Source organism: Saprospiraceae bacterium (assembly GCA_016714025.1).
Classification (GTDB): domain Bacteria; phylum Bacteroidota; class Bacteroidia; order Chitinophagales; family Saprospiraceae; genus Vicinibacter.
On the sequence record JADJOB010000002.1, the window covers coordinates 1,606,821 to 1,620,647 of the forward strand.

Annotated in this window: 4 protein-coding genes; all 4 read left to right on the plus strand. The window is 36.4% G+C overall.

Going from position 1 to position 13,827, the window contains the following annotated elements; all coding sequences use genetic code 11:
- Window positions 1–33: 33 nt before the first annotated feature.
- The 4 genes from IPJ80_09645 (at window position 34) to IPJ80_09660 (ending at window position 13,095) form a co-directional block, all read left to right on the plus strand.
- The gene (locus IPJ80_09645) at window positions 34–582 is read left to right on the plus strand and encodes a glutathione peroxidase (protein MBK7913748.1); all 549 of its coding nucleotides are present in this window, start codon (window positions 34–36) and stop codon (window positions 580–582) included.
- Window positions 583–1,236: 654 nt separating this feature from the next.
- Window positions 1,237–10,860: a LamG domain-containing protein gene (locus tag IPJ80_09650; protein MBK7913749.1), complete on the plus strand. Its 9,624-nt coding sequence runs from the start codon at window positions 1,237–1,239 to the stop codon at window positions 10,858–10,860.
- Between the two features lie 8 nt (window positions 10,861–10,868).
- Window positions 10,869–11,837 carry a hypothetical protein gene (locus IPJ80_09655; GenBank protein ID MBK7913750.1) on the plus strand — a complete coding sequence of 323 codons (969 nt, stop codon included), beginning with the start codon at window positions 10,869–10,871 and terminating at the stop codon, window positions 11,835–11,837.
- Between the two features lie 124 nt (window positions 11,838–11,961).
- Window positions 11,962–13,095, plus strand: coding sequence for a T9SS type A sorting domain-containing protein (locus tag IPJ80_09660; GenBank protein MBK7913751.1), 1,134 nt, complete (start codon window positions 11,962–11,964; stop codon window positions 13,093–13,095).
- Window positions 13,096–13,827 lie beyond the last annotated feature (732 nt).

A 13,827-nucleotide genomic window follows, 5' to 3' on the forward strand; every position in this document is an offset into this window, starting at 1 on the left:
GTTCTGATTTACAAATTATAATGTTTTTACAAAATGAAACGCATTTTACTTTTTGCATGTGGTTTTTTATTTTTTAACCAATCCTATTCCCAACAAATGAATCTAAAAACACTGTATGATTTTAAAGCGCTTACTATTGACGGCCAGGAATTTGATTTTAATTCACTAAAAGGTAAAAAAGTATTAATTGTAAATACTGCTTCCTTGTGCGGCTATACCCATCAATACAAAGAACTTGAAGAACTGTATACAATGTATGGCGGTGAACAATTTGCGATTATCGGCTTTCCTTCTAATGATTTTGGAGAACAGGAGCCCGGCAGTAATACGGAGATCAAAGAATTTTGCAGTAAAAACTATGGAGTATCTTTTCAAATGATGTCCAAAATTTCAGTAAGTGGGGAGCATATTGACCCTTTGTATAAATGGTTGACCACAAAAGAAGAAAATGGAGTACAAGATGCGCCGGTCAAGTGGAATTTTCAAAAATTCTTAATCGATAAAAACGGACAATGGGCTGGAATGATTGCCCACCGTGAAAGTCCATTGTGTGATCCGATAGTCAATTGGATTAAAGAGTAAATTAACTTAGTCATCTTCACAAAGTATTTTTTCAGTTTAATTTATAACAATTAGCTGAATAAATGTTTTGTGGTTCCCTCAAATAATTACTGCATCAGCTTAACCTAAATATATTGTAGTTAAAACATGTATGTATTGATGGGGCCTTCTTTTGGATTTTTATTATATAAAGGGGTTTAGACAATGTTATCGACCCAAGACAAAAGGTGTAATTTTTCAACTGTTATCATATTTGATTAAATCGTAATATTACAAACATATAATTGGATATTAATATAAATAAAAAATAAATATATCAAAAAATTTAAAAAAAGCAGTATAAAATTTGTTAAATAAGTAACAATAGTTTTCCTTTGCATCGAAGCTGGGACCTGTAACCCAAAACCAGGCTCAAAAACTGATGAAGCAAAGAAATTGTTCAACATTTCTTTTAGATGGGCATTTTATGCGCTCACTAAACCTAGCTGCTCTGAATACAGAGCAACTTGAAATTTCGATTTTAAATTCAAAAATTATTATTTCAGTTCATGGGTTGCTGAAAAGCTTTCGGCTATCCTATTCTCAATTAGCTAAAACAATGCAATGGATACATTGCATTCTGGCTAAATCAATTCATTCAAATAAGTCAAACATTCATTTCAAAAAATTATATGTATGAAAAAACTACTAACCAACTTTTATTTTTACTTACTATGCTTCTTATTCTTGAATTCAGAAGTGAAAGCAACTGAATTTGGTTCAGGTGACTGGGATGTATCCTACAATACTTGCGATGGATACATGGAAGTAAATATACTTTATTACAATAAGGATGGCGTAAATGATTGGATGGAATGGATGTATTTATATTATAAAAAATCCAATGGCGATTTCGAACAAGTACTAGCATGGGCGAATGATGATAATTATAATATTGATGGTCATTGTTGTTCTGACAATACGGACGGCACCCCTTTCATTTATCATATAAATAGTCCAACGACCTGGACGTATTTCTATGTTGAGTTTAGTAATAACGATCTGGTTAAAATGAAGATCCGGATTTACAATTTGCCTGCGGATTTAATGGGAACCAATGTTACTATGCGGATCAATGGTCTTTGGCATGGTGGAGGTGGTGATAATGATGTAAGTATTTCAAATTGGGAAAAAACTGCTGCAACCACTTCGATCAATGCACCGACTGCACTGTCTGCATCTTTTGATGATTATTGCGAGAAGGTCAGGGTAGCTTGGACAAATCCTGCAAGTAATCCTTGCCCAAGTGGAGATTGGAGAGTTTATGTTTATAGGAATAATAACTTTTTAGGAGATGGTGGAAAAAATGGATACTATGATGATTTTACTGCGGTTAAAGGAGTGACCTATTCTTATAAAGTAAGAGCGCTGTTTCAACCAAATAATTATATAGATAATTACTCTGGATATACCGATCCGCCAGTTGACGGAAGGGTGATAGGACCATTAGCTCCTCCAACAAATGTTTCAGCCTCAACTGACCGATGCGATGGAAAAATTTTAGTGCAATGGCAATGGCCCGGATCGAATCCTGTTAATTTTCAATTAGAACGAAGTACTGCGCCAAATTCCGGATTCAGTATATTATCCAGTACAATTGATGGAGGAAGCAGATCCTATTTAGATGCTGCGGTAACTGCTAATCAAAATTATTACTATAGACTGATAGCAAAAAATACCTGTGGTGATTGGTCTACTACCTATTCAGGAACAATCAGTCCGCCAGGTAATGCCGCTGGGATTCCTAATGAACCAACCGGAGTAACCGCAATGGCAGACACAAACAAAATAAAAGTCAATTGGGTTGATAATTCGACTAATGAATCTGGATTTATTTTGGAGCGAACCTTTACCGGCGGAGGTGCTGCATTGTTGATAGAAGTCCCGGCCAATACCACCATGTACACAGATTTAGATGTCAACTTGTGTGTAACTTATAAATATAAAATTAAGGCAAAATCAGCTTGCTACCCAAGTGGCAATGGAACTAAGTTTGCATCTGCTATGTTAACCCCAATGCTTGAGCAAACTTATGGGGCTAACGCGTTGCAAGCTTCCAAAGGATATTTTACAGATAAAATTCAATTGGAATGGACGAATGGAAATGAAAATATTATTAATAAGCATAAAATTTATAGAAGAATTCTGGGAAGCCTGGATTCGTTTTCGTTATTGGCATCTGAAAATAGTGGTTCAAACATTTATGTAGATCAATTTTCAGAAGCAGGTGTATTGTATGAATACCGCATTCAAGCTGAAGGTTTGTGTGAAGCAACCACAGTGTATTCCAATACTTCTGAATCCATTGGATTTCGTACTAAAACAGGAACTGTTACCGGGCAAGTCACGTACTCGGGTGGCATTGCTGTAAAAGACGTTAAAATTTCTTCTGAAAATACATCTGGTAATAACGGGAAGAGTCTATTATTTTCAGGTGGTAATTTAGTAATACAGAATAGTCCAACACTTAATCTTGGATCTGATTTAATTTTGGAAACCTGGATCAGGCCCACATCTTATGCAGCGAATTTTACAGTTTTTGAAAAAGTAAATTGCTTCAGTTTAAAATTTATTCAAGCATCCAATCAATATCGATTGGTAATTTATGAAAGTCCAGCAACCAGTTCAACTTTAAATATTCCAAGTTCAAATATTCCAATAAATAATTACAGCCATATTTTAGCTCAGGTGACCAATGATAGCCTGCAAATATTTGTCAATGGGGTTCGTAAGGCATCTCAAGCCGTTCCTGCTAGTTTTTTACCAACTGTTGATATCAATGAAACCAGTAACAACCTAACCATTGGGAATGGTTTGATGGGGAATTTGGATGAACTCCGAATCTGGAATATGTCAAAGACAAAGCAAAAGATAGCACAGGATTTTGCCCGAATCATTTCAGGAGGTGAGCCCGGACTTGCACTTTATTTAAGAATGAATGAAGGCATTGGAACCTGGGCATATGATGGATCAAAAAATGGAAATTTATTTAATAAAAACCATGCTATTTTTTCTGGTTCTGTTTCCTGGTCAAATACAGTTCCGACAACATCACAATTAAGCTCTGCAGGATATACAGATGCATCGGGTAATTATGCCATCGTGATCCCTTACAATAATGCCGGTGAAGTATTTGTATTAACTCCCAGTTATCTAACGCATGAATTTAATCCTTCCACTACGGCATTATTTATAGGAGATGGCGCTTCAGTGCACAACAATATAAACTTTACAGATAAATCTTCATTTAGAGTTCAAGGAACTTTAAATTATCTAAATACAACTTGTGGGGTAGGAGATGCATTCATTAAAATAGATGGGGATTTACTCATTGTAAATGGAACCGCAGCAAAAACAGATCCAACCGGAGCATTTGATGTTCAGGTACCTATTGGTGAACATTTTATTCAGGCGGAACAACCGGGACATGTTTATTCCATTAATAGATTTCCAGCAACTGGAAAATATAATTTTCAGGATGATCTGGCAGGTATCAGTTTCGTGGATTCAACTTTAATAAAAGTGGTAGGCCGTGTAGTTGGGGGATTGCGTGAAGCGTCCAAAATTCCAGGACTTGGAAAATCAAAAAACAACATTGGAATTGCAAAAATAATTTTAACTTCTCAGCAAGGAGGTGGATGCTCAAAGGATACCATAATTACAGACCCACTTACGGGTGAGTTTGTAACATTTATTCCTCCATTAAAATATATACCCAGTGTTCAAATTATCAATAACCCTTCTATAAATTTTGGTGTATTAAGTTTATTGGATCTTTCGGGTACACCCATACTTACCACAAAGTATGATACCGTGTTTAATACACAAGGTGGGGTAGTAAGTGTTGATTCGATTCAATTTCACAAGCAGCTTGATTATATCTATCGGGTGAATCCGGAAATTGCAGTGTATGATAAGGACGGTTTAAGTCCATTTATTGGGGATTCAGTATATACGCACACCAACAATGTAACCATGGTTACTACGACCCGCAATTTGCGTACAGATCCATTTCGTTGGCCTGTTTTTCATCAGGGAGATGAAAATTTCCAATACAGATGTTTGATCAAAGTGTACGAATCTTATACCAACTTTGATATGTTACCAAATAAAATTGACAGTGTGCCAACCACGGACGGAACACTTAAATTTGATAATGAATTGTCTCATCTACCTAAAGTTGAATTGGATTTATCTGAAGTGAATACTTTAGATAGTTTAAAAACTTTGATCTATTCTTTTAAACCAGGCATACCCAATTTTATTGAAAATTTATCCATTCCTGAATACAGTTATACGCGAAAATTTGAAATAAATTTAATTACCAGTGGGGGTACTTCAATTCCATGGTTACCGGTTCCAGTTGGAATGATTCCTACAGGTGGAGATGCAACGTTTCATGGTTATTTATTAGGAACACAATCGAATGGTGCTCAGTTTGTGACCTTTGGGCCTCAAGTTCCTGAATACATTTTGAGAGATCCTCCAGGGTCTGCAAGTACAGCAACACGATCTATTGGAACAACTAAATCTGAAATGACCTCCTGGAAATGGAATTTAGGTGCAGCGGTTCATACTAAAGATTATATCTATGTTGGAGCAAAATTTACTGCAGGATTTGGAGTATTGTTGGAAACAGATGTTGAATCCAATGTATCTGCAGGATTTAAAGCAGAAATTGGAGGAGGAAATAATGGTACACAATCTGTGGTTACGACGAATACCCGTGAATGGTCAACCTATGGAGGAACTGTAATTTCACCTGGAGCTAATAGTGATTTGTATATAGGCAAATCAAAAAATCTGCAATTTGGAGTTGCAGAAGAATTGGCAATTATTCCGGACGGACTTTGCACAGATGTACAATGTATTGGTGGTGGTTCTTCTCAACCTGGTGGTGCATTTTCTTTTGCTAAAAAATACGGATTGTCTGTAGTCCCAGGCGGTTACCAGACACAATTTATTTTTAATGAATACGATATTAAAAATTTCACCATTCCAAATTTGCAAGTCTTGCGCAATTTAATGCTGCAAACCAATCCTAAATATTTAAGTAAATTACCAATTGGTGATGCGAATTATGGAAAAAATAATGATGACAAATCATTTGGAGTAATGGCTTCTACCCAAACTCCTTTTACTGGAGATTTTGCAGATTTGGATGGTCCAAGTTACAAGTACAATGCGATCAATATGATTGATAGTTTGGGTGGAGATTCTGTGAGATTGATCAATAATCAAATACGTTTATGGACTGAAGCCATTCGATTGAATGAATGGGAGAAAGTCAATATAAAAAACCAAACTGCAATTGACAGTTTAAAACAAATTGAACTAGATAATCTGGATGAAGAATACAAAGATGTTAAGGCAGCCTATTATTCATTGATCGTTGCAAATGGATTAGGAGGCATTGTGATCGCATATGGATTGATTGCCATTCCGGTTCCAGGAACCGCATTTGCAGGATATGCAACCTTTGCGATCACTACGGGTACAGGAATAGCGCTGGCAGAAATTTTTGAGGAATTTGAAACATATCTGGCATTAAAACAACGGATAGAAGATAAGTTTGCAAGTTTAGGTTCTCCTACTAATTATACTTTAACTGGGGGTACATCCATCACATCATCCATGAGTCACCAAACAGCAAGTTCATACACTCAATCTGTTGAATATGCTACAACAGCCAATTTATTGTTGGAAGTAAAAGGAAAAATCAGCAACAACGGAGTTGGTTTTGAAAAAGGTATTGAAATGAAATTTACAAGTGGCAGAGACTGGACACATGATGAAGATAGTTCAGAAACTGTAACTTATAAATTGGATGATCCGGATATCGGAGATTATTATTCTGTAGATGTATTTCCATCTATTTTAGGATGGGGTCCTATTTTCAAAAATAAAGCTGGAGGTGCCACTTCTTGTCCGCATGAGCCTGAAACAAAAACAATTTATTACAATCCAGGGACCATCATAAGTGAAAGAACTTTACAGATTGACAAGCCCTCCATCAGTGCCAGTCCAACCATTCAAACCAATATTCCGGTGGATGAACCAGCCGTATTTAATCTTACATTAGGCAATGAATCAGAGATTGGTTTTATAAATGGATTTACGGTGGACGTGGTAGGAGCTACCAATCCATTTGGTGCCATCGTAGCCATTGAAGGATTTCCTTCTCAAAATGTGATTATCCCAGGCGGTACTTCAATAAACAAAGTTCTTACTATTAGAAAAGGACCTGGAGCAGTTTATGACTATGACAATATTTTAGTTACCATTCATTCACAATGCCAATATACAGGGGGTGCTGGATTTAATACGGATATTGTAGATTCTGTTTATCTATCTGCTCACTTTTTACCATCTTGTTCAAAAACAAGTCTGGCGTATCCTGAAGATCAATGGGTGTTAAATAAGTCATTCCATGATACCATGCCGGTTGCAATTGTAGATTATAACATCAACTTCTTTGATCTTGAAAATTTGCGATTTGATTATAAACCATCCAGTTCACCAAATTGGATTGGATTGGAAACATTTTATAAGGATACAACAGGATTAGGAGATCCAAATGCAAAACCCATTCCGCAAAATCAACCATTTACTTTGTATGACTGGGATGTAGCACAATTGCCGGATGGAGATTACGATCTGCGGGTTGTTTCAAATTGTGCACTCGCGGAAAAAGTTTCTGAAACACATTCAGGAGTAATTGATCGGATTAATCCGCATGCATTTGGTGCGCCATCTCCTGCAGATGGCATCTTATCACCCAATGATGAAATTTCGATCAAGTTTAATGAACCGGTAAACCTGGGAGCCATCAATCCGGCGTTTAATTTTGATATTCGAGGAGTAATAAATGGAACTGATGTAGATCATACGACCTCTTTGTATTTTGATGGAATCAATGATTGTCTTTCGATCTTAGGAGGAGTTCCTTTAGATTCAAGAGACTTTACCATAGAGTTATCGATCAAACGGGATGGATTAGGACAACAGGTGATCCTTTCTCAAGGGGTAGATGGTAACGAGCGAATTTCACTAAGCTTTGATGCCAATAATAAATTGGTTTTTACTATCAACAACACTACAGTCACTTCGACAACTGCATTTACGGATACCAAGTGGCATTATATAGCTTTGAGTTACAATTTTAAAAATGAGACGGCTACCATGTATCTGGCAGATGATATGACTACAGCAACTGTTATCAACAACGGTGCTACGAGCATTTTACCCGATTATATCGGTTCATCCCCAATGATCATTGGTAAAAATAGTGTAACAAACAATCAATTTTTTAAAGGCAACATTCATGAACTTCGTATTTGGAGTACACCGAGAAGTTTAGCACAATTCTCGTTATACAAATCAAAATTGCTTACGGGAACAGAAGCAGGCTTGTTATTTAATTGGAGAATGGATGAAGCAAGTGGAACTACAGCAGTTGAACATTTGAAACGCCGGGATGCAACGATCATAGGGCCAACCTGGCAAATAAGTCCAAATGGTTTTGCCTGCGATTTTACACCAGCAAATGCCCATTTAAAATTGAATACAGGAAATATTGCAATCACGGATGAAATGGATTGTACGCTAGAGTTTTGGTTTAAATCAAATCAAGCGGGTGCAGCCACTTTATTTTCAAATGGTACCAGTACCGGATTGCAATCAGATTCTTTGATTTCCTGGAACATTGATAAAGATGCTTCCGGAATCATACACATCAAGCACAATGGATTGGATTTTGTTGCTACTACTAAAAATTATTTTGATGGCAGTTGGCATCATTTTGCAATGGTCTTGCAGCGTAGTGGAAATTTATCAACTTTTGTTGATGGAGAATTTGAATTAGCAACACAAGCAATTAATTTCAGGCAATTGAGTGGTGCTAATATGTATTTGGCCGCAAGAGGTTATACCATAGCACAAACTGAAACCATTGGAAATTATTTTAAAGGCCAATTGGATGAATTCAGATTTTGGAATTTGGCCCGTACTACCGAGCAAATAAAACGCGATAAGCAAAACCGCATGAAAGGCGATGAATTGGGTTTGGAGTTGTATTTACCATTTGAAGCCTATTCATTGGATCCAACGGGTATTCCTTTGTTGACTCAAACTTTTATTGATCAGGCAACGGTCAAGCATTTAGTTTCACCACAAAATGGAGCTTCCTTAAATGGAATGACACCTACTATCAAAATTCAACGTCCTGTTCAAAAAATTGCATTTACTTATTCAGTTAATAATGATCAGATTATATTAACGCCAACAACTTCTCCGGAAATTATTGAAAACGTAACGCTGGATATTACTGTGGAAGGCATCCAGGATTTACATGGTAACGTAATGGAGTCGCCAGTAACCTGGATTGCATACATTGACAAAAATCAAGTCGTATGGCAAGACCAACTATTAAAGTTTACCATTACAAAAGGAGAAAATTTGGATTTTGCATCTGCTATTTTCAACAGGGGGGGATCAGTTAAGAAATTTGATATTGTGGATATACCGGCCTGGTTGACCGTTTCACCAACTTCAGGTACCATCAATCCAAACAGTTCATTGCCGATAACATTCAAAATTGATCCATTGATTAATTTAGGACAATACAATGTAAACGTGAGTTTATTGACAGATTTTAATTACAAGGAAAAACTAGCCATTGATTTAAAAGTAAATGCAAAAGAACCGGATTGGAAATTTGATCCTTCCGGCTTTGAACACAACATGAGTATCATTGGACAGTTAAAAATTAATGGTATATTTTCTGTAGATGTCAATGATAAATTAGTTGTGTATGTAGGTCAACAAATTCGTGGCCTGGCAAATGTTGAATATGTACCACAAATTGATGGGTATCGAGTTTTTATGAATATTTATAGCAATGCAACGACCGGTGAGGCCTTATCTTTTAGAGTGTGGGATGCAAGTGGTGGACGCATTTACTCAGACGTCACGGTGATCCCAGCAAACCTGACATTTGAAGTGAATACTTTAGTTGGGACTTTAATTGATCCTAAAATATTTGCAACAGGAGCTAATGTTTCTTACGAAATTCCAATTAAGAAGGGATGGAATTGGCTAAGTTTCTTTTTAACCAATCCAATACCAACTGATTTAAATGCAATTCTTGCTTCGGTTGCTATGACTGGAGATCAAATTAAAAACCGTGATGCATTTGCTAATTACAACGGGACGCTTTGGACGGGCTCATTGGTTTCAGGTGGAACGCCATATGGTATCCGACCGGAGTCTATGTATAAATTGTTTAAATCGGTTTCTGATACATTGATATTAAAAGGCACCGTTACCAATCCGACTTTAAAATTAATTAGTTTGTCAAATGGTTGGACCTGGGTTGGCTTTATTTCGATCCGACAGCAATCCGTTACACAAGCACTTGGAAATCTAAATCCATCACTTGCTGATATCATCAAAAGCAAAACCAGTTTTGCAGTTTACAATGGTCCTGCTTTAGGTTGGGTGGGAAGTTTAAAAACCATGATTCCTGGTGAAGGGTATATGTACAAATCGACTGGAGCAAAGTCATTCTATTTTCCTTTAGCAGGTATGTTTGAAAACCTGACAGATCTAACAGTCCGCACTGGAGAAGAAGCCTATTGGGAAGTTGACCACAGTGCTTATTTTTCAAACATGACAGTTATTTCAGAAGCCATCAATCCATGTACCGAATCATTTAAATCGGGTCAATACGGCATTGGATTTAAAGATGTAAAAGGAAATTGGAGAGGCAAGGCTCCGTTCGAGCAATTGTATGATAAAGATTATGGATTTATAACCATTGCAGGAGATCAGGACGAATCATTGGATGCGTATTTGATAGACAAGAAAACGGATGTCAGTTATAAATTGGATGTGAAACTTCCATTCAAGGCAAATGATGCCTTAGGCAGTATCGATTTTCCTTATCTGATAGAAATACCAAAAGCAATTTGTGAAAAATTATCGACTGAAGAAAACAAGGAACGATTCATTGTTTATCCGCATGTTTTTGATGATTTAATCAATATGGAATACAATGCAACAAATGAAGATCCAGCAGCAATTATTAAAATCAGCAATCTTCAAGGGAAGGTGTTGTTAGTAAAACAAATTGAATTGAACAGAGGATATAATCATAAGCAAATTGATTTATCAAAATTGGATTTAGTTCCTTCAGGTTATATTTTCGAATTAATTACTGCGGATAAGCAAAAGTCGCAAGCTATATTTAAAACGCATTAAGCCATTGTATGTTACATACAAAAATTTGGACTAAACTGTTTTTTGTGATTGCCTTAGTGGCAATCACAAAAAACAGTCAATCCCAACCAAACTGGAATTTTGATCCTGCACTGTATGAGTATACGATGACCTTAACAGGTGTAGCTGTAATTGAGTGCATGGAATCTATAGATGAAAATGATTTGGTAGCTGCATTTATTGGAGGCGAATTACGAGGAGTGCAACGATTTGATGGATTATTAAACAATCGGAATTACGCTTATATGGTTATATACGACAGTATATTTACCGGAAATTCAGTAAGTTTTAAATTGTATGATGCATCTCGAAATAAAATCATTGATGTTGCTCAAACTTTTATTTTTACAGAAAACAGCAATGTTGGAAATGACGAGCATCCCTTTGTATTTGAATCGACTGCTGAACCCTTGCAAGTTCATTTAAGTACATCGGATGTTTACAAGTTTGCAAATCCAGGCGATACAGTATGTCAATTATGGGTAAATAATAGTTTGCAAGATACTTTGGAGGCAAGCTATCATTTTATAAATGATACATTGGGTATAGACAATAATTATTTTAAAATTCAAAATAACTACCTCGTTTTAAATGAAGTTTTACATCAGCTAAGCCAAACTGAGTTGCATATTCATTTGGGACTTGAAACGATCAGTGGTTGTATTAAGGATTCAAGTTTCGTGTTAAATCTATCTGAGCTGGTAGCTGTAGATCCTTCAGGAGCTTTAAAAGAGGTACATGCGTATCCGAATCCAGCCGCAGATTTTATTTACTTAAGTCAAATACCGGATCATTCGAACCTATTACTCTATGACCCATTGAGGAATACCTATACAAGGCTAGAAATGGATTTAAGCAATGGGATTGCTGTGGGTCATTTAAGTAGCCAGATTTATTATTTGTTGATTCAAACTGCCAACGTTCAGAAATGGATCCGCTTTGCTTTAATTAGAAACTAATTCAGTTTATTGCAGTATCAGATTTTTTTTTTTTTTTGGAATGGCATTTATGTAAAATATCTTTGGAAGGTTAAAGTTTTTTAAAATTCCAAATAATTTTTTAATTTGCATTAAATATTCTGTTATGAAAGCAATACATTCATTGGCTTTTGTGATTGCAATGCTCCTTGCAAATTTGGTTTTAAATCCAGTTGTATTTAGCAGAAATCTGGATATTAGAAACCCCCTTAAAAAAAATGGAGCAGACCTGATACTTAACTGTCCAACAAACCAAAATGAATCGGCTTGCCAAACCCAATCTGCAATTAATACTAAATTTTCCAATTGGTTGAGTTCGGTAAGTTTTACGGGAGGTTGCAACGTTAATTTATTCAATAATAATTCCGGCGCTCCGCCAGCATGTGGAGGAGTTGCAGTGGTAACTTTTACTGCAACCAGCACCTGTGATCCAACGGTGACTTGTTCGGCTGTATTTAGTGTGACAGCTGCTCCTGCGGCAGTATTAAATTGCCCAACGAATCAGGTAGAATTGGCTTGTCAAACCCAAATAGAAATTGATACGAATTTTTCAAGGTGGTTGCGAACGGTTACGTATTCAGGAGGCTGTGATGCCAGTTTAAGCAATGACAACAGCGGAGCGCCCTCTTTTTGCGGAGGATCCAAAACAGTCCAATTTATACTCTCGAGTAGTTGTGAACCGCCCAAAACATGTAATGCGACATTTTCTGTGACTGATGCCCCACCGGTTGTATTAAGCTGTCCGCAAGATCGGGAAGAAGCAGCGGGACAAACCCAAGCTGCGATCGACACCAAATTTTCAGCTTGGTTGCAATCAGCCAGTTTTACGGGAGGTTGCAATCCCATTTTTTCTAATAACAATTCCGGTGCACCGCCAAGTACAGGCGGTACGACCCAGGTTACTTTTGAGGTAAAAAGCAGTTGTGAAGCCAATAAAAGCTGCAGTTCAAATTTTACTGTAAAATTTCCAAGTGCGCAAGAGGAAACCAATCTAATTCAAAAACTTAGCATAACCCCAAATCCAGTAAATGACCTTGGGTATATCGCGATACAATTTAATCGACCCACAGAAGCTACCATTGAACTTTTAAATTCATCCGGTCAGGTTGTATGGAATAGTTTATTGTGTAAATCGGATGAAGTGATTCCAGTAAATTTCAGGACTTTTTCACCAGGTTTATATTATTTAAGAATTGAATCCAGTCAGGCAGTAAGTTGTTTTAAGTGGTTGCATTTTTAATGGATGAAATTCCAATAAAATTCTGCAATACTAGGATGCTACAATTCTACAATCTCAGTAGTCAGCAATAAGGAGTCAGTAGTCAAAATTGCGGGTTAGAAATAAGTTCAAATAAAGAAAAAATAAATTCAGGACGTTCGAAATGCAGCGTGCGGCGAAAATTTTTCAGAGCCAAGTTAAACTAAGTATTCTATTAGTTGTAAAACTGGTGAAATTGTATAACTACCAAAAGCGTGAGAAAAATTTGAGCTGAAGCCTGCGTAAAGCAAGAACGCCTTCATTTCGAACAAGCTTTTTGGTTCTTTTGAGCGAATGCAAAAGAACAAAGCCCCTTATTATCCGTGTCATCAATTGAAGGTATCTGTTTTTTACCTTCCTTCGCTGGGCGTAGGCTTAGCCTAAGTCCTAATTTTCAATCGTAGATAAAATTAAGTTAAGCTTAAAATAAAAAGTGATCATCAAATAGGCTTAGCCTATAAAAAAAATGCATGTTTTAGATTGTAGAATATTTTTGCTTCAAATTATTTCATCACTCCATAGATTCAACCAATGCGCACCTCCCTTTTCAATTGAAATTTATTTGATTAATTTTTGAATCAACATTAGGGCTTTTGGTCAACAGTTAACAGTTAGTTTCCTGCAATTTTGACCCCTGACCCCTAATTGCTGAATACTTGACAACACCTATGTCCCGCTGAGTGTCTCGGATAAAATTAAATATTAGAATTTTTA

Excerpts from the sequence above, each read along its gene's own strand:
- IPJ80_09645 (MBK7913748.1), top strand. The coding sequence starts at position 34 with ATGAAACGCATTTTACTTTTTGCATGTGGTTTTTTATTTTTTAACCAA.
- IPJ80_09650 (MBK7913749.1), top strand. The coding sequence starts at position 1,237 with ATGAAAAAACTACTAACCAACTTTTATTTTTACTTACTATGCTTCTTA.
- IPJ80_09655 (MBK7913750.1), top strand. The coding sequence starts at position 10,869 with ATGTTACATACAAAAATTTGGACTAAACTGTTTTTTGTGATTGCCTTA.
- IPJ80_09660 (MBK7913751.1), top strand. The coding sequence starts at position 11,962 with ATGAAAGCAATACATTCATTGGCTTTTGTGATTGCAATGCTCCTTGCA.